General features: G+C 39.6%; 12 protein-coding genes. All 12 read left to right on the forward strand.

The window, feature by feature from the left end; genetic code table 11:
- The first annotated feature begins 1 nt into the window (after position 1).
- Complete coding sequence (locus BG00_RS17430) at positions 2-223, forward strand: DUF2835 family protein (protein WP_081762920.1); 222 nt, start codon at positions 2-4, stop codon at positions 221-223.
- Positions 224-476: 253 nt separating this feature from the next.
- The gene (locus tag BG00_RS10885) at positions 477-2,573 is read left to right on the forward strand and encodes a DUF1302 domain-containing protein (RefSeq protein ID WP_036982567.1); all 2,097 of its coding nucleotides are present in this window, start codon (positions 477-479) and stop codon (positions 2,571-2,573) included.
- Between the two features lie 13 nt (positions 2,574-2,586).
- A complete protein-coding gene (locus BG00_RS10890; RefSeq protein ID WP_036982569.1) occupies positions 2,587-3,951 on the forward strand; it encodes a DUF1329 domain-containing protein in 1,365 nt (454 codons plus the stop codon).
- 124 nt (positions 3,952-4,075) lie between these two features.
- Complete coding sequence (locus BG00_RS10895) at positions 4,076-5,071, forward strand: WD40/YVTN/BNR-like repeat-containing protein (protein WP_036982570.1); 996 nt, start codon at positions 4,076-4,078, stop codon at positions 5,069-5,071.
- Entirely contained in the window at positions 5,071-7,392 is a 2,322-nt protein-coding gene (locus BG00_RS10900) for an efflux RND transporter permease subunit (RefSeq protein ID WP_036982571.1), read from the forward strand. Before BG00_RS10895 ends, BG00_RS10900 begins: the two co-directional genes overlap by 1 nt.
- A 210-nt stretch (positions 7,393-7,602) precedes the next feature.
- Complete coding sequence (locus tag BG00_RS10905) at positions 7,603-12,444, forward strand: NAD-glutamate dehydrogenase (RefSeq protein WP_036982572.1); 4,842 nt, start codon at positions 7,603-7,605, stop codon at positions 12,442-12,444.
- A gap of 106 nt (positions 12,445-12,550) precedes the next feature.
- Positions 12,551-13,561 carry a quinone-dependent dihydroorotate dehydrogenase gene (gene pyrD / locus BG00_RS10910; RefSeq protein ID WP_033103389.1) on the forward strand — a complete coding sequence of 337 codons (1,011 nt, stop codon included), beginning with the start codon at positions 12,551-12,553 and terminating at the stop codon, positions 13,559-13,561.
- A gap of 129 nt (positions 13,562-13,690) precedes the next feature.
- On the forward strand, positions 13,691-14,221 hold the full coding sequence (locus BG00_RS10915) for a cell division protein ZapC (RefSeq protein ID WP_036982574.1): 531 nt from the start codon (positions 13,691-13,693) through the stop codon (positions 14,219-14,221).
- A gap of 90 nt (positions 14,222-14,311) precedes the next feature.
- Positions 14,312-16,429 (forward strand): bifunctional 23S rRNA (guanine(2069)-N(7))-methyltransferase RlmK/23S rRNA (guanine(2445)-N(2))-methyltransferase RlmL, encoded by a 2,118-nt coding sequence (gene rlmKL, locus BG00_RS10920; RefSeq protein WP_036982576.1) that lies wholly within the window; start codon positions 14,312-14,314, stop codon positions 16,427-16,429.
- A complete protein-coding gene (locus BG00_RS10925; protein WP_016900376.1) occupies positions 16,422-16,661 on the forward strand; it encodes a glutaredoxin family protein in 240 nt (79 codons plus the stop codon). Before rlmKL ends, BG00_RS10925 begins: the two co-directional genes overlap by 8 nt.
- 15 nt (positions 16,662-16,676) lie before the next feature.
- Positions 16,677-18,590: an ATP-binding cassette ATPase Uup gene (gene uup / locus BG00_RS10930; RefSeq protein ID WP_036982578.1), complete on the forward strand. Its 1,914-nt coding sequence runs from the start codon at positions 16,677-16,679 to the stop codon at positions 18,588-18,590.
- Between the two features lie 11 nt (positions 18,591-18,601).
- The gene (locus BG00_RS10935) at positions 18,602-20,341 is read left to right on the forward strand and encodes a DUF3466 family protein (protein ID WP_036982579.1); all 1,740 of its coding nucleotides are present in this window, start codon (positions 18,602-18,604) and stop codon (positions 20,339-20,341) included.
- Positions 20,342-20,382: the final 41 nt, after the last annotated feature.

The raw sequence follows: 20,382 nt of genomic DNA on the forward strand, positions 1-20,382 counted from the left end.
GATGATAGAACATTATTTTTATATAAATTTGGGCTATAACGAGTGCATGGATTATTACCATGGCCGGTATAGCTCTATTCAAGTAACAGCTGATAGCGGCAAAACAATTCGTTTTGCTGCGCATTATCTTCGGCCCTTCATGTCTAGTTTAGGTATTCGTGGTCGGTTTAGACTTATTTTAAGTAATGAAAACAAGTTCATCCGTCTCGAACGAGTAGCCTAGCTGTTGTTTTTTGTGATATAGATATACATAAATATTGCCTTTTTGTTAATTTCGATTTGTTCTATTGTTAATTTACGTGTATAAATTATCTGGTATGACGTCTTACCAATACGTAAACGTTAAACAAATAAAAAACTTATAACTGATTGAAGGCGACCATTTGTAATTTGTTTAATTCGCTTCTATCGTTACGATTACACTAAAAACAATAACTTGATCACACAAAAAATACCCGCGACAGGGGGGAACCAAAATGATAAGAAGATCGCTTTTTGTTAAAAATAAAATAGTACTCGGCTTAACAGCTGCGGCTATCGGTTTATCAGCAGCACAGACACAGGCTGCAACATTTGAGGTAGGCGGTTTTGATATCGCTTTCGACTCTACTTTTTCTTATGGGCAAAGTATTCGCGTAGAAGACCGTGACTTTAACCTCATTGGTAAAAGTAATAACCCATCTTTCGATTGGACTGGCTATAACCCAGCAATCAATACAATTTATTCATCTCAAGATGTCTGGGCTCAACCGGGCTCTTACTCAAATAATGGGGATGCAGGCGATTTAAACTTTAATAGCGGCGAAACTTTTTCAAAGCTATTAAAAGGCACGCATGACCTATCAATAAGTAAAGATAACTACGGCTTATTTACTCGTTTTATGTATTTTTATGATTTTGAATTAATGGACGGCGATCGTGCCTACGTTAATCCAACATCTGGTCAGGGTGTAGATCCGTGTGATGATGATGATACTAAAGAGCAAAGCTGTGCTGACATTCGTTTACTTGATGCGTATGTGTGGGCAAACTTTGATTTAAATGAAGGCAAAAACCCGCTTTCTATTCGAGTTGGTCAACAAGTGGTTAACTGGGGGGAAAGTACATTAATCTCTCATGGTATTAACGTAAATCCGGTTGATATTGACCGATTAAAAGCACCAGGTGCTGAACTAAAAGAAGCGTTTATTCCGGTTGGTATGTTGTGGGCCTCGTTAGGGCTTACAGAAAACATGACCTTAGAGGGCTTTTATCAATACCAATGGCATGAAACACGTTTACCTGCAGCAGGGACTTATTTTTCTACCAATGATTTTGCGGCTGAAAACGGTTATCAACAAAATGTACAGCTTGGTTTTACTTCAAACCCTGATATTGACTTAGCGTTTTTAACAGACAGCCTTAATAACCTTTACGCAACCTTTGCTCAAGCAGCCGCTGCACAAGGCGTTGACCCAACAAGTGCTGACGGCCAAAAACTGCTTGCAAATACGTATTTAGCTTATCCAACTAAAGTTGCGCTTAAAGGTAAAGGCGATAACGGTAAAACAGAGCCTGATGATGGCGGTCAATATGGTCTGCGCTTAGGTATGTTTTTGCCAGAGTGGAACGATACAGAAGTGGCACTTTATCATGTAAATTATCACAGCCGCCGTCCTCTTATTTCGGGCCGCGTATCTAATTTCACGCAAGCATCATTGCAACAAGATTTAGCCATGATTGACACCACTGAAATTACCTCTGATAACGTCTCTGACCTAACAGCATTTGCTAAAGCGACAAACGAATACCCTGAAGATATTAAACTATATGGTTTGAGTTTTAATACCTCGCTGGGTGAAACCGCGTTTGCAGGTGAATTCACTTTCCGTGAAGACGAACCACTACAAATCGATGACGTAGAATTACTTTATGCAGCTATGCCTGAGCAATTAGCGATTGCCGGCTTACGCCCTGAATTTGCGGGTATTTCGCAAATGAGTAAAGGTGATGCTGCAAGTGTTGTCGGCCCTGGTGAATTAGCCAAAGGTTATATTGAGCGCAATACATCACAATTACAGTTTACGGCCACGCATTTATTTGGCCCGTCATTAGGTGCTGATAGCTGGGCAGTTGTCGGTGAAATTGGTGGTGTTCGCATCAACAATATGCCTGAATACGATGAAATGCGTTTAAATGTTTCTGGTACTGGTCGAAGCGGTATTATGCAAGGCCCAGGTAGTTCAGACTATTCTGCATTGCATATGGCTTTATCAAATGGTCCTGAGCAAAAATCGTTTGCTACGGCGTCGTCTTGGGGTTATCGCTTAATTGCCAAAGGTGATTACTTTAATATTTACAATGGTATTAACTTCTCACCTCGTTTTGTGTTCTCGCATGATGTTAATGGTAATACGCCTGATCCAATGTTCTTATTTATTGAAGATCGTAAGTCACTAGGTGCTACTATGAGCTTTAATTACCAAAATGCATGGTCTTTAGATGTAAGTTACAACTCATTTTGGGGTGGTGGCGACACCAACACTTTCTCTGACCGAGATTACGTTTCTTTTAACTTAAAATATTCTATCTAGGGGTAACATTATTATGATTAAAAAACCTACCCTCATTGCTACAGCGTTTTGTAGTTTGTTTGCAAGCCACACAGCACTGGCTAAAATTAGTACAGAAGAAGCTGCGCGTCTAGGTAAAGACCTAAGCCCAATTGGGGCAGAAAAAGCAGCTAATGCAGATGGTTCAATCCCAGCGTGGAACGGTGGTATTACTGCTGCACCAGCAGGTTATGAGCCAGGTATGCACCACTTAGACCCTTACGCAACTGATGAAGTATTGTTTACTATAGATAAAAGCAATATTGATAAGTACAAAGAAAATTTAAGCCCAGGGCAAATAGCATTATTTGAAGCGTACCCAGATACGTTTAAAATGCCTATTTACAAAACACGTCGTTCAGCGTCATACCCACAGTTTGTATACGATGCGACAAAGAAATTTGCTACTACAGCTGAATTAGTTGAAGGTGGTAACGGGATTAAGAACACAGCAATTGGTATTCCATTTCCAATTCCTAAAACAGGTTTAGAAGCAATTTGGAACCATTTACTTCGCTATCGTGGTCAATCAATTGAGCGCTTCGGTGGTCAAGCAGCGCCAACAGCATCGGGGTCGTACAACTATGTTGGCTTTGATGAGCAACTCTTAGTTAAATATTCTGATCCAAGTGCAACGCCGGCTGAACTACAAGACTCTAATATTTTGTTTAAGTTTAAACAGCAAGTGACAGAGCCAGCACGTTTGGCAGGTACGGCATTGTTAGTACATGAAACCATGGATCAAATATTAACACCACGTCAAGCGTGGACGTATAATTCAGGTCAGCGTCGTGTTCGTCGTGCACCTAATGTAGCGTATGATGCTCCGGGTACAGCAGCAGATAGCTTACGTACTACCGATGATTTTGACATGTTTAACGGCTCACCAAATCGTTATAACTGGACGCTAAAAGGCAAGCAAGAGCTTTACATCCCATACAATAGCTACAAGCTTCACAGCGATAAGCTAACCTATGATGATATTTTAAAGCCGGGCCACATCAACCCAGAGCATACACGTTATGAAAAGCACCGTGTGTGGGTTGTTGAAGCAAACTTAAAAGATGACACACGCCATATTTATAAAAAACGTGTGTTCTACATTGATGAAGACAGCTGGCAAGTACATGTTACCGATATTTACGATAATCGCGACCAACTGTATCGTGTAGCAATGGCTTATGGCCTTAACTACTACGAAGTACCGACTCAGTGGAGTACGCTTGAGGTTTACCACGACCTTAACTCACGTCGCTACTTAGCCATTGGTTTAGATAACCAAGAAAAGATGTATGATTTTTCTCAGTCATTTAATGATAATGAGTTCACATCGAGCGCTTTACGTCGCGCTGGCAGATAGTATAAAAGCAGGCACCTAGTTTCCTAGGTGCCTTTTTTCTTTCACATCGCGTTTGTCTATTAACGCACAGGTTTTCCTCTTTATAACAGACAAACAAATCCTCACTTCAAGGCGAATTTAATTTATGAAGTATTTGGTTTATGCCAGCCTGATCCTAAGCGGTGCGAGTTTTGCACAAGACGCACCTTTAAGTGCGATTAGCGCGATTAATGCAGATAAAACACTCCTTACCGATATCACACAAACCTCAGCAGGGCTCATTGCTGTGGGTAAACACGGTACGGTAATTAAAAGTGTTGATGGTAACAATTGGCAACAAGCACAATCAGTGCCTACACAAGTATTACTAACGGCGGTTGAATTTACTAATGATTCTCACGGCTGGGCATGTGGACATGACGCCACAATTATAAATACCACCGACGGTGGTGAAAACTGGCAGTTACAACAAGCAAAGCCCTCACTTGATAAACCCTGTTTAGATATTTATTTTAAAGACGATTTACATGGTTATGCCGTGGGCGCCTACGGTATGTTTTATCAAACCAGTGATGGCGGCGAACATTGGCAAAAACGGTTTTTAGATTCACTGTTATTTAGTGAAGATAGAGATTATTTAAATGACTTAAAAGAAACCGATCCCGAAGGGTATGAAATAGAAACTTCGTCTATTTTGCCACATTTTAACCGCATAGAACCGACTAGCACGGGTTTAATGCTAGTGGGAGAGATGGGCTTAATGGCAAAAAGTGATGACGATGGCCAAACTTGGCAACGGATAGATGAAATTTACCCTGGCTCGTTTTTTGGTTTTGCTTCTGATTCATCGCAACAAATCGTCGCGGGGCTACGCGGTAATATTTTCGTAAATAAAACCGACAGTGGACAATGGCAGCATTTAGAAAATGACAAAACCGCCACTATTAATAGCATTATCAACTACAACAATAAACAATGGCTATTACTGGCTAATAGCGGTGTTATTTTTCATCTAAAAGATGATGAGCTGTCATACGAGCAATTGGCCGATGGTAAAGCAATACTTGATGGTGTAATTGTTAAAGATAGACTTATTATGGCGACAGAAAATGGCATTAAAGTGAAGGAGTTGACCCCTTAATGCAAGCAATTTTAGATTTCTTAGAAAAAGCGATTTTTAGGCACCGCACAGTAGTACTCATAAGTTTTGTGCTAATTACCTGTTTGTTGGTTTTTAAAGCAACACAGATTCAACTTGATGCGTCATTTAATAAAAATATTCCGCTCAATCATGAATACATGAAGGTATACACTAAACATGAGAAACAGTTTGGTGGTGCAAATAGTATTTTAATTTCCGTATGTGACGACAGCGGAGATATCTTCAATCCTGAATTTTTTACTCAATTAAAAGCAGTGCACGATCAGCTTTATTTTATTCCTGGGGTAAATCGTCCTTTAGTAAATTCTATCTTTTCACCCAGTGCCCGTTTTGTTGAAGTTGTTGAAGACGGCTTTGCTGGGGGCCCTATCATTCCAGCTAACTTTAAAGCAGACAAGCAAGGGTTAGGCGTTGTAAAAGAAAACATTGAAAAGGCAAAAGTAGTGGGTCGTATGATAGCAAGCGATTATTCGTGTGCCATGGTCACCGCCCAACTGTTAGAGACTGATCCGCAAACACAAGAAAAATTAGACACCCTCGCGTTTGCAAAAAAATTAGAAACCGAGATTCGTGAACCTTTAAGTACTAATAATATCAGTATTCATATTATCGGTTTTGCAAAAATGGCTGGCGATATCGCTGAAGGCGCAAAAGGGGTTGTTTTATTTTTTGCCATCGCGATTGCGTTTACATTCGTCATGGTATGGCTGTTTTGTGGCAGCTTGAAACTCACTATTTTACCAATTGTGTGTTCTATTATTGCCGTTATTTGGCAGTTAGGCTTATTGTCTAGTTTAGGCTTTGGCCTTGATCCTATGTCAATTTTAGTTCCTTTTTTAGTCTTTGCAATTGGTGTAAGCCACGGTGTGCAGATGATCAACGCCATTGGTAAAAAAGTCACTGAGGGCAAAACCACCGCCGTGTGTTGTCAATCTAGCTTTAGAGCTTTGCTGGTGCCAGGTGGGATTGCGTTGTTATCAGATACGGTTGGCTTTTTAACACTTTTAACTATAGATATCGGCATCATTCGTGAACTAGCTATTACAGCAAGTTTAGGGGTGGCCGTTATTATATTTACTAACCTTATTTTATTGCCTGTATGGGCATCGTATATGCGTTTTGAAAACAGCATCCATATTCAATCGGGTGATGCCAACAAACCGAATATACTCGATGCAATGCGCGATTTATTAGTTAAAGCAACTGACCCTAAAACAGCAAAAATGATCATAGGTTTCACCTTGGTTTTATTTGCATTAGGGTATTGGCAAGCGGATAAAATGCGTATTGGTGATTTACACGCAGGTGCGCCATCGTTGCACCAAGATGCACGTTATAACCAAGATACCTTTTTAATATCGGACAAATACACCATTTCGTCTGACATTTTAAAAGTGATTGTGGAAGCATACCCTGCGGCCTGTACAGAGCACGATGTAATGGAACGTATATCGCGTTTTCAATATAAAGTTGAAAACTTAGCGGGCGTGCAGTCAGCGGTGAGCTTAAGTTCAGTGGCACAATCAGTTAATGCCGGTTACAACGAGGGCAATTTAAAGTGGCAAAGTTTGCCGCGCAATTCTGCCAGCTTAGTGCAATCAACGTCACGTGTAGAAACCAGTACAGGGTTATTAAACGGTGATTGTTCGGTAATGCCGGTGATTATATTTTTAGACGATCACAAAGCACAAACAATTGATAACGTGATTGCAAAAGTAAAACAATTTGCCGATGAAGAGGGTACAGATAAACTTGCCTTTAAATTGGCATCTGGGCCAGTTGGTGTTATGGCTGCAACGAATGAGTCTGTTTCAGCAGCGCAAATACCCATGATGCTCTATGTTTACGGTGCGGTTATTATTTTATGCTTACTTAGTTTTAAGAGTGTAAAAGCTACCATTGCGGTGGTATTACCCTTGTACATAGTATCAACATTGGCACAAGCACTGATGGTGCAGCTTGAGATTGGTCTGACTGTTTCAACGTTACCAGTGATTGCTCTGGGTGTAGGTATTGGTGTTGATTACGGTATTTATATTTTGTCATCGATGATGGGGCAGTTAAAACAAAACGTACCATTGAGTATTGCTTATCGTAATGCATTAGTTGAACGTGGTAGTGCGGTGTTATTTACCGGTATTACATTAGCGATTGGTGTAAGTACGTGGATTTTTTCTGATTTGAAGTTCCAAGTTGATATGGGAATTCTGCTTACCTTCATGTTTTTAGTAAATATGTTGGGCGCAGTGTTACTTTTACCTGCAATTGGCAGCTTGCTCTGGACTGACCAGAAAAAATAAGGTGAATAAATTTGCTCCAAAATGGCCAGTAATGGCCATTTATATCTATATTTTGTGAATAGATGACCAAATAGCTGAAATGCTTAAAATGTTTTCATCGAAAAGGCTGTTTATTAGTTTCAAAAGGGTTAGAATTTAACTGACTCCACGCTAATAAATGGCTGTACAAATACTCTGCTAAACTAGCAGTGATAGATTAAGGAACATACAATGACACGAAATGAAGGCCAAGCCTCGGTTATTTTAGATAACGTCTGTAAGCTTATCCAGAAAAAAGTTCGCGCTGATAATGTGTTACTCGTTGAGAAATTCGCCAAAGCCTTGTACAGCAATATGTCTAAAGAGGATTTGGCAAATCGCAACGACAGTGACTTATATGGTGCTGCACTTAGCCTTTGGAATTCGCTAGAAAAAAATACATCAGATGACGCAGTTATTCGCGTTTTCAACCCTGAAGTGGCAAAAGATGGCTGGCAGTCATCGCATACCATTGTAGAGATCATTGCTAAAGATATGCCATTTTTAGTTGACTCTGTGCGTATGGCCATGACACGAGAAAACATTGCCTCTCACTTACTTCTACATAGCCCACTGAAAATTCAACGTGATAAAAAAGATAAAATATCAGGGTTATCAAGCTTAAAAGCAGAGCAAGAATCAACATCAACAAAAACAGTATTCTTCATAGAAATTGACCGTCAAACAGATGCTACTGTTATTGAGTCTTTCAAAAAAGAACTTGAATCTGTACTCGTTGATGTATCGGTTGCGGTTGAAGATTGGCAGCCTATTCGCGAAAAACTAATCGCAGTTAGCAAAAGCTTACCTAAAAGCCACAAAGATAAAAATGATAACGAAATAAATGAAACCGTTGAGTTCTTAGATTGGCTAGTAAAAGACAACTTTACATTAATGGGTTACCGCCAATATGAGCTTTCGCCAGTCCAAGGTGATTATCAATTAAAAGGTAAAATGGATACCAGCTTAGGGTTAATGAAAAACTCAGATGCTGAGCATACACGTTTGCTTTCTGAGTTACCTGAAGTGGCTCGTCAAGAAGCACGTAGTAGTAACTTATTAATTTTAACAAAAACCAATTCATTATCTCGAGTTCATCGCCCAGCCTATATTGATTATGTGGGTGTTAAGCGTTTTGATGACAAAGGTAATGTGATTGGTGAAGACCGTTTTATAGGTTTATTCTCATCTAACTTTTATAACAACAGCGCTGCTGATGTCCCGGTTCTTAAAAGCAAGATTAATCGCATTATGGATATGTGTGATTTTGCTAAGGGTACACATGCATACAAAGCGGTATTAAACATCTTAGAAACCTACCCACGTGACGAATTAGTGCAAGCTCGCGAACATGAGCTACTTGAAGTTGCTATGGGCGTGTTACAAATTCAAGAACGCGACATGTGTCGTTTATTTGTTCGCAAAGATGCATACGGTCGCTTCCTATCTTGTATGGTGTATGTACCACGTGAACGTTATAACACGGCGCTGCGCCGCGAAACGCAGGCTATTTTAGCGAATGCATTTAATTCTGACGTTAAAGTCGAATTTACTACCTATTTCTCAGAGTCAACACTGGCGCGTACTCATTACACCGTTCGTGTGACCGATAACAATATTGAATATAACGTGAAAGACATAGAAAATAATCTAATTGAAGCCGCTCGTACCTGGGAAGATAAACTCCAATCAGCCTTACTCGAATCTGCTGGTGAAGCACGTGGTAACGAATTAAACCGTAAATACTGCAACGCTTTTGCACGTTCATACAAAGAAGAAGTACTACCAAGTGCCGCTGTTGTTGATATTGAAAAGCTAGAAATGCTAAACGATGACAACAAACTTGAGATGTTGTTTTATCGTCCACAAGAAGAGGCGAGCAGCAATATTGTTCGTTTAAGCTTATTCCACAAAGATGAGCCAATTCACCTATCAGATGTGATGCCAATGCTGGAAAACTTTGGTTTACGTGTTGTAGGTGAAACACCTTACTCAGTTAAAACCAGTGATGGTGGCATTAATTGGATTATGGACTTCTCAATGCTGATTGATAGCAAAGGGATGGCCGATTTTGATAAAATTTCCGCACGTTTTCGTGCCGCACTAACCAGTGTGTGGGCAAATCGTTTAGAAAACGATGGTTTTAACCGTTTAGTGTTAATGGGTGGGTTAACCGGTCGCGAAGCATCAATTTTACGTGCGTACGCTAAATACATGCGCCAAATTGGGGTTACTTTCTCGCAAACGTACATCGAAAGCACCTTTGCTAATTACCCACACATCGCGGCTAAAATCGTTAATTTATTTGCTAAAAAATTCTCAGTTAAAAGTCCTGCAAGTGCTAAAACACTTGAAAAACTAGGCTTAGAAATTTATGCAGAGTTAGAAAACGTAGCGAATCTTGATGATGACCGTATTATCCGTTTATACGTTGATATGATTGTTGCAACGCTGCGTACAAACTACTTCCAAAAAGATGCTGAAGGTAAGTTTAAGTCTTACATCTCACTTAAAATTCAACCAAGTTTAATTCCAGAAGTACCACTGCCTGTTCCTGCGTTTGAGATTTTCGTTTACTCGCCGCGTGTTGAAGGTGTGCATTTACGCTTTGGTAAAGTTGCGCGTGGTGGCCTACGTTGGTCAGACCGTCGTGAAGACTTCCGTACTGAAGTTTTGGGCTTGGTAAAAGCGCAGCAGGTTAAAAATACCGTAATTGTACCGGTTGGTTCAAAAGGTGGCTTTGTATGTAAACAACTGCCTAGTGAGCGCGAAGCGTTTATCAAAGAAGGCCAAGAATGTTACAAAATCTTCATTCGTGGCTTATTAGATATCACAGATAATATTGAGCGCGGCGAAGTTGTACCTGCTGTTGATGTTACTCGTCATGATGAAGACGATGCATACCTAGTGGTTGCAGCGGACAAAGGAACTGCGACTTTCTCTGATATCGCGAATGGTATCGCAATCGAATATAACTTCTGGCTAGGTGATGCGTTTGCATCAGGTGGTTCAGTAGGTTACGACCATAAGAAAATGGGTATTACTGCGCGTGGTGCATGGGAGTCTGTTAAGCGTCATTTCCGTGAAATGGATATTAACTGTCAAACCACAGACTTTACTGCCGTTGCCATTGGTGACATGGCCGGTGATGTATTTGGTAATGGTATGTTGTTATCAAAGCACATTCGTTTGCAAGTGGCGTTTAACCACTTACATATTTTTGTGGATCCAAACCCCGATGCAGCTGCTTCTTACCCAGAGCGCGAGCGTTTATTTAATTTGCCACGTTCATCATGGGAAGATTACAACAAAGAGTTAATTTCAAGCGGCGGTGGTGTGTTCTCTCGTGCAGCTAAGTCGATTACGCTAAGCCCAGAAATGAAAAAAATGTTGGGCACTAAAAAAGCCAGCATGACGCCTAATGAATTGATCAAAGCCTCACTTATGATGGAGTTTGATTTATTGTGGAATGGCGGTATTGGTACATACATTAAGCACTCTAAAGAAACAGATGCGGATGTAGGGGACCGTGCAAACGATGCACTGCGCATTAATGGTAAAGACCTTGGCGCTAAAGTCTTTGGCGAGGGCGGTAACTTAGGGGCAACCCAGTTAGGTCGTATTGAATTTGCAGCTAAAGGTGGCCGTGTTAATACTGACTTTATCGATAACGTAGGCGGTGTTACGTGTTCAGATAACGAAGTAAACATTAAAATCTTACTTAATGGTTTAGTTGCCGAAGGTGATTTAACACGTAAGCAACGTGATGAGTTACTTTACTCAATGACCGACGAAGTATCTGAATTAGTGCTTAAAGACTGTTATCGTCAAACACACACTTTATCGATTACCCAATCAAAAGGGACTTCAACGCTTAAAGAAAAAATTCGTTTTATTCATGCGCTTGAAAAAGAGGGCAAGTTAGACCGTACGATTGAGTTTATTCCGACGGATGAGGAGTTAGCAGAGCGTGCTGCCGCAGGCAGAGATTTAACACGTCCTGAGCTTTCAGTGTTGGTCTCTTATGCGAAAATGGTTCTTAAAGAGTCATTAGTAACCGACGAAATTACCGAAAACCCTTACTATCGTCAGTTATTGGTTAAATCATTCCCACGTCCATTACGTGAGAAGTTTAACGATGCTATGAATAATCACCCACTACGCAAAGAGATCATTGCCACTAAGTTAGCAAATAATATTGTTAACGATATGGGCTTAAACTTTATGGTGCGTATGAATGAAGAAACAGGTGCAAACGAAGCTGAGATTGCATTATGTTATTCAATCGCAAGTGAAATATTCCAAATGCGTGAAACTTGGTTATCGATTAGTGATTTAGATAACAAGATACCGTCTAGCGTACAAACAGAAATGTTGTACCAGTTACGTCGTACTGTTCGTCGTGCAACTCGTTGGTTCTTACGTCACCGTACGAAAGCACAAACAATTGAGCAATCAATTGAAGCATTTGCACCTACGTTTGCCGATTTAAGTGAAAACTTAACTAAATACATTGTTAAAGCAGAAAGCGATCGTATAGAAAGTGCACGTGAAGAGCTAACGCAAAGCGGTGTTCCGGTTGAGATTGCTCAGCGTATTGTATCGTTATCAAGCTTGTTCTCTGTAATGGACTTGACACAAATTGCGCAAAACTCTAACCGTAAAATTGATATGGTATCGCACACTTACTTCAAACTTGGTGCGCAAATGGGACTACATTGGTTCTTAGACCAAATTACTAATCAACCTGTTTCAAACCATTGGCAAGCACTTGCGCGTGCTTCATATCGTGAAGAGTTAGATTGGCAACAACGTACATTATCTGAAGTAGTGTTAAACAGCTTTGAAGGTGATAGTAGTGATGTTGATGGTCAAATTGAACAGTGGATGGATAGCCAAGATCTGTTGTTACAGCGCTGGAAACAAATGCTAACTGAATTTAAAACATCGCAAAGTCATGACTTTGCAAAATTCTCAGTTGCACTTAGAGAGCTTATGTTACTAAGCCACAATTGTGATACCTCTGCAAAGTAATAAACTGCAACTGATTAAAATTAATCGTTAAACAGTTTTTTGTTATATAATACCTCAGCCTTGTCTGAGGTATTTTTTTGTCTACAACTTTAAGAGGATTATATTCATGTTTTACGATTTAGCTCGCCGTTTTATGTTTACCCGTGATGCGGAGTGGGCCCATGATTTTGCTCTTAATAACTTACGTCGCTTTGCTAATACACCGTTAAGTGCCGCGTGGTCACAAAGCGTGGCAAATAAGCCTGTGAACTTTTTAGGCCTCGAATTTAAAAATCCCGTAGGGCTTGCCGCTGGTCTTGATAAAAATGCCGAGTGTATTGATGCATTCGCCCAAATGGGGTTTGGTTTTGTCGAAGTAGGCACAGTAACACCGCGTCCACAAGCAGGTAACGATAAGCCTCGTATGTTTAGATTGCCACAGTCGAATGCAATTATTAATCGCATGGGCTTTAATAATAAAGGCGTTGATAATCTAGTAAATAACGTAAAAGCAGCAAAGTATGATGGCATTTTAGGTATTAATATTGGTAAAAATAAAGATACGCCGAATGAACAAGGCAAAGATGATTACATTCACTGTATGCGAAAAGTGTTTGAGTATGCATCTTACATAACCGTCAATATTTCATCACCTAACACACCAGGATTGCGTGACTTACAATATGGCGCAGCATTAGATGACCTATTGCAAAGTTTAAAAAATGAACAGTTAGATTTAATTGCCAAGCATAATAAAAATGTACCTATGCTGGTTAAAATTGCGCCAGACTTAGATCCTATTCAAATTGAACAAGTGAGCGAATCACTATTAACGAATAAAATTGATGGTGTGATTGCCACAAATACCACCCTTGAGCGTAGCCTAGTGCAAGGTCAGCAGTATGCTGATGAAGCAGGGGGGTTATCGGGTGCTCCTGTTAGAGAGCGTTCAACTCATATTGTTTCTGAACTAAAACGTTTAACTAATAATCAATTACCTATCATTGGTGTAGGCGGTATTGATGACGTTCAATCGGCTAAAGAGAAGATGAACGCAGGGGCTGATTTGATTCAAGTTTACACTGGATTTATTTATAAAGGACCACAATTGGTCAAGTCGATCATCAACGGCTTATAAGGATCTTTTATCTAAGCTTTTGATCGTTCGATAAATGTTCTAAAAAGACATTTTAAAAATGGTCAAAATCAGCTATACTCTAAGCTTATCGTCTTATTTACATATTAAGTACTAGGAAGGGAGGAGCATATGTTACAAGCGTCAAAGCAATGGCAGTGGATAGTGTGCGCTAAAAAAAACCGCTTATTGCTAGATTTAAATGACGATATGCAACTATGCACCCCTTATAAACTAAGGCAATTAACGGATTGTACCTTTAAAAACCCTTACTTTAGTTTAGAAGATGCCGCTTTTTATGAGCAGGTATATTATTACCTCGAGCAGTTTAACTTGTGGAACCCAGCGCAATTATGTCAAATAGCGCTTAATGCCACCGCGGTTAAGTTTCAATTAAAGCCCGTTTTAGCTAAGAGTTGGTTTTTTAAACCTTACACGGGTAAAACACCTAGTACTGAAGCCGTTATCAACTTGAGCTCTGAATCTCAAACTGGCGAGTTTTTAATTGTGGAGCATTGCCCTGATGCTTCTGTGTGTATTAATTTAAGCGAAACCTTTGCGCTTGACGATAATTTATCACTCTCACAGTTCGAAGTTATCCGCGTATTGAACAACCGTGTTCACCCGCTTATTATCTCACAGTACGATAGTCAAACCGCTTAATCTAATTTAGTTTTCCCACCGTGTTTATGGCGTATTTGTACGCGAACCTATGTTATAATCCCGTGCAATTAGCTATTAAGGGTTTTTACTTTGCAATTTATCGCACTTACTTCTATCGGAATCGAAAATTTATTGGTTGATGAACTTACAGAGCTTGGCGCTACGGTGTCAAAACAAACTGTGGGTTCTGTTCGCTTTGAGGCTGACTCATTGCTAGCGCAAAAGGTGTGTTTATCAACACGCTTTGCTACGCGTGTACTTATGCTTATTGAAGAAAAAGAAGGCGTAAATGACAAAGACAGCTTGTATAAATTTGCACGCTTACAACCTTGGCAAGAGTGGTTTGGGCCTACGCAAACCTTTGCAGTTGACTTTAATGGCACAAACGATTCGCTTAAAAATACACAGTTTTCAGGCTTAGTGATTAAAGATGCGATTGTTGATTATTTTAATGATCTGTATGAACAGCGCCCAAATGTTGATAAGCAAGATGCGAATGTACGAGTGGTTGCACGTTTAAATCGCCATGGTGTTTCACTTTATATTGATTACTCTGGCCCGCGTTTATCAGAGCGTGGTTACCGTCAAGGTCAAGGTAAAGCACCAATTAAAGAACATTTAGCTGCAGCAATTATTAAGCGTAGTGGCTGGCTTGAAAATGTTAATCAGCCTTTATTTGATCCCTGTTGTGGTGCGGGTACTATATTAATTGAAGCCGCTGGAATGGCGCGTAATGAAGCGCCAGGTCTATTTCGTGAAGGATTTGCGTTTGAGCGTTTACCTAGCTTTAGAGTGGCAAAATTCAAAGAACTTAAAGAGCAGCTTTTAGCAAATATTACCGACCCTAAATTGTGGTTGATTGGCCATGATTACGATGCAAATGTCCTTGATAAAGCCATTGCAAATGCGCAGCGCGCAGAACTTGATACGGTAATTAAGTTTAAACAAAGCGATGCAACTAAATTGACTGCGGTTGCTAAATTGCCGGGTGTTGTTATTTCTAATTTACCTTACGGTGAGCGAATTGGCTCTATGGCTGAGCTGGTTAACTTACATCGCAGTTTAGGTGTTGGCTTTAAAAAACACTTCAACCACTGGAAACTAGCTTTATTAGGCATGGATGAAAGCTTGTTTAAACTGCTTAAATTGGTGAAGCAAAAACGTTATAAATTTAAAAATGGCCCACTTGATGTTGAATTAAACTTGTATCAACTTGATGACAAGCAAGTGAGTCTTACCACGGATGACAAACCGGCTTTAAACTTTGAAGGTTCAATGGCCTTTGCTAATCGCTTGAAAAAGAATAAGCAAGGCTTAAAAAATTGGCTTAAGCAAAATCAAGTACATGCCTATCGCGTGTATGATGCAGATATTCCTGAATATAACGTTGCGGTTGATATTTATGGAGATTCAGCGGTTATTTTTGAATACGCAGCACCAAAAGAAATTGATGAAAAGACCTCAGAGAAACGCTTGCAAGATGTTATTAGCTTAACAGCGCAACAATTGGATATTTCACCTGAAAACATTGCGGTAAAAGTACGTAAAAAGCAAAAAGGTGAAGAACAATATACCCCCATGGCTAAGCAAAACAGAACCATGGTGGTAGAGGAGTTTGGTGCTAAGTTTAAAGTTAACTTATTTGATTACCTAGACACCGGACTATTTTTAGATCACCGTCTTGCACGTCGTTACATTCAAGAAAATGCAAAAGATAAGCGCTTTTTAAATCTGTTTGCCTACACGGGAACAGCGTCGGTTCATGCTGCATTAGGCGGTGCAAAAGCGATTACTACCGTTGATTTATCTAAAACCTACCTAAAATGGGGGCAAGATAACTTTGCACTTAACGATATTAGCAATACGCGTTATCGGTTTGAGCAAGCCGACTGTTTAAAATGGCTAGAGCATGCACAAGGCCAATACGACTTGATCTTTTTAGACCCTCCAACATTCTCTAACTCTAAGCGAATGAAAGATGCGTTTGATGTACAAAATGATCACATTAAGCTGTTAACTTGGGTTAAAAAAATATTGAGCCCATCAGGTACGCTTATATTTTCTAACAATAAACGCGGCTTTGTGATGGACGAAGTAGGGTTAATGGGCTTAGGCTTAAAAGCGGAAAATATTTCAGAAAAAACCTTATCTCCCGATTTTAAACGTAATAAAAAAATTCATAATAGCTGGTTAATTAAACATGGCTAAGTGGGTTTTATATCACACAGACGGTTGCCACTTGTGTGAGCAAGCAGAGCAACTGTTAAAACCGTTACTTTCATCAGCTGATGAATTACAACTTATTGATATTATGAGCGATGACTCCTTAATTTTAGAGTATCAAATCAGTATTCCGGTTTTAAAAAATCAACAAGGCCAGCAATTGTTTTGGCCGTTTACTGCACCACAGGCGCAGCAGTTTTTAGCGCAAGCAGAATAAGAGTAAAGATTAATTATGGATTTAATTAGAATTTCAAAAGCACAATTAGCCTACGGTACGCACCCACTATTAGATAATGCCGATGCGGTTATAGAAAGCGGTGAACGTGTGTGTATTGTAGGGCGTAACGGTGCAGGAAAATCAACGCTTCTAAAAGTCTTAGATGGCCAAGTAATACTCGATGACGGCGAAATAAACCAAGTCGGTAGTTTAAAAATATCGCGTTTAGAACAAGATCCGCCTAAAGGCGCAAGCGGCACTGTATTTGATTATGTTGCCCAAGGTATGCCGGAAATTGCTAACTTACTGATTGATTTTCATCATGTAAGTACACAATTGCAATCAGATTGTACTGATCAGTTACTCAATAAATTAGAGCGCTTATCAAATAAGTTAGAAGCAGCTGATGGCTGGCGTTTTGATAGTCGTATTCAACTGGTTTTAACCCAACTAGAATTAACCCCCGATGCAAAACTAGAATCACTTTCTGGTGGTTGGTTACGTAAAGTTGCACTTGCGCGTGCGCTAGTGAGCGAGCCTGATTTATTATTACTCGATGAGCCTACCAACCACTTAGATATGACAAGTGTAATGTGGTTAGAGCAATTTTTAAAAGAGTTTAAAGGCGGGATTGTATTTATATCGCATGACCGTGCTTTTATTCGCGCCGTTGCAACACGTATTTTAGATTTAGATCGCGGTAAACTAATTTCTTATCCAGGTGATTATGCCACTTACTTAGAACAAAAAGCGCATGATTTAAAAGTGGAAGAAACGCAAAATGCATTGTTCGATAAGCGTTTAGCAGAAGAAGAAGCGTGGATCCGCCAAGGTGTTAAAGCGCGCCGTACGCGTAACGAAGGGCGAGTTCGTGAGCTTAAACAATTACGTAATGAGCGTAAAAAACGCGTTGATCAAGTAGGCAAAACCGATTTCAATATTGAAACGGCTGATCGTTCAGGTAAATTAGTGTTTGAAGCAAAACACTTAAACCATGCATTTAAAGATAAAATCATTGCTGATGACTTCTCTACTTTGGTTATGCGTGGTGATCGTATTGGATTAGTCGGCCCTAACGGCATTGGTAAAACAACACTATTAAAATTATTATTTGGTGATTTAAAAGCAGACAGTGGCGAAATAAAGCAAGGTGTTAACTTAGAGTTTGCTTATTTTGATCAGTATCGTGAAAAGCTTGATGAAGAAGCGACTGTTCAGGACAACGTAGCTGAGGGTAAGCAAGAAGTGATGATGGGTGGACGTTCTCGTCATGTATTAGGTTATTTACAAGACTTTTTGTTTCCGCCAGCACGTGCTCGTACCCCCGTAAAAGCGCTCTCAGGTGGTGAAAAAAATAGATTACTTCTGGCTAAGTTATTCTTAAAGCCATCAAATATATTGGTTCTTGATGAGCCTACCAATGACTTAGATATAGAAACGTTAGAGTTACTAGAAGACATCATCAATCAATACCAAGGTACTGTGCTGATAGTTAGCCATGACCGTGAGTTTATTGATAATACTTGCTCAAGTGTATGGGCCTTTGAAGGTAATGGTAAGGTAACAGATATCGTTGGCGGTTACAGCGATTATGAAGCCTATACCAACTATTTAGCACAGCAGCAAAAGCAGCAGCAACAGCAGCCAGTTAAAAAGGTTGAAAAACCAGAGCCTGCACCCGTTAAAAACAATAACAAAGCAAATAAACTCTCTTACAAATTAAAACTTGAACTAGAGCAACTACCTAATAAAATGGAACAACTTGAAGCTGAGCTTGAAAAACAACAAGAACGAGTAAGTCACGAAGACTTTTTCAAGCAAGACAGTGATGTAACAGCTAAGGAATTGAACCATTTAGCCCAACTCGAGTCTGACCTTGAAGCCGCTTTTGAGCGTTGGGAAGAACTTGAAGAATTAAAGAATCAGTAGTAAGGAATAAAATGAAATATAAATTACTCGCGGCCAGTGTTTTAGCAACACTGAGTACATCGGCATTAAGTGCTACCTATGCGTTAACGGAGTTAGGTAACTTTGAAAACGCAAAACATACTTATGTTACCGATGTGAGTGAAAACGGCCATATTATAGGTCAAGCTAACGGATTGTTTAACCTACCTATTGATATTAGTTATATCGACTTTACAGATAATATAATAAAGAGCGCATACGACACCGAAGTTAAAAGGTTTGAAAACATTGATAAAGAAATAACCTTTACCCTCGATGATATAGAAAATAATGATGCTGTTTACACTAATGCTGACGCACATACTTTTATGGTTGGCTTTCTATCTTCTCGGTCTGAAGATTTTGAATATCAAAAAATCAGTTCGCTTATTGCTACAAGCTATAATAACGGTTTAATAACTGAGCAGTCTCTTTTCGATGAATCTTCACTTGATTATGATGGGCTAACTCGATCAGTAAGTAACTTTTATACAGGTGTAGCGCAAGACGGTACTACGGTTGGTTGGGGAAGTGCAGCATTTGATAAAGTGAGCTTTACACCAGATGGCGAAACTGATGAAGAAACGTGGTTTACTCGTGAGTTTATAGAGCGCGGAATTTTAATCTCTGCTGGTGGTGTTGAAGTGCCGCTTTTACCAGAATTTACTGAACACGGTGGGACTAGTAAAGCATCTGATATTGTTGCCACTGACACTGGTTACATTGTTGTTGGTAATGTATCGGTCAGTATTCCTGCTGAGAGACAAACCACAATTACAGACAATTGTGATGGTCTTGATGAGCCAGTTATGGCTTGTATCGAGTTAATTAATTCTCGAAATACGCGAGGTGTGTTTAATAAAACAGCGGTTAAATGGACTCTAGACAGCACTTATATTGTGACTTCAACAGAGTTGCTAGGTTTAGCGCTTACTCCGGAAGAAGATGAAGACAGAACTCCATTTAATAGTATTGCATTAGCTGTGAATAGTAATGGTATTGCTGTAGGGTCTTCAGATACCCGAGATATTGACAACGATAATAGAATCTACAGTATGCCAACTTATTTTAAAGACGGTGAGGTAGTTGACTTTATAAACCAGCAAGATGATTGGGAAGGAGGTAAAGCATTTGCAATCAATGATAATGACATTATTGCAGGTTATGCTACTAAACGCATTGAAGGCTCTTTAAGAAACAAACTCTTTTACCACGATATAAATACAAACACGACCGTGTTTCCTGAAGATTATTTTATTAGCTCAAGCTCATATGCTAATGACATTAATAATCAAGGTTACATTGTTGGTGAGGGTGAAATTGGCGAATCAGATAATTCACGTCGTTCAGAAGCCTTTATTTATAAAATTGGCGATGACAAGATCACTAATCTAAATAAACTGCTGCCTTGTTATGACAGTGATGGTGAAACCAGCTTTAGCTATAAAATGGTAGAAGCTAAATCGATTAATGAAAACAACGAAGTATTTGGTGTTGCGACTAAAACAGTTGAAAAACGAAATTCATTGGGCGGAGTTGTTACCGATGTAAATGGTAATATTGAATATGAAAGTGTAGCCGTTGCGGTAAAACTTTCGCCTATCCCTAATGGTGAAGTTGAGAATTGTAAAGCCCCAGATGCTGAATTTTACGAACGCAGTTCAGCGAGTTTTTCTTGGTTTGGTTTATTATTACTACCACTTGTTGGTTTAAGACGTGTATTTAGATTTTAAATGAGCTTAAATCGTTAAAAAGAAGGACTAAAAAACCCAAC

Origin of the sequence: Pseudoalteromonas sp. SCSIO_11900, assembly GCF_000576475.1 — a bacterium.
In the GTDB taxonomy this organism is placed as follows: Bacteria; Pseudomonadota; Gammaproteobacteria; order Enterobacterales; family Alteromonadaceae; genus Pseudoalteromonas; species Pseudoalteromonas tetraodonis.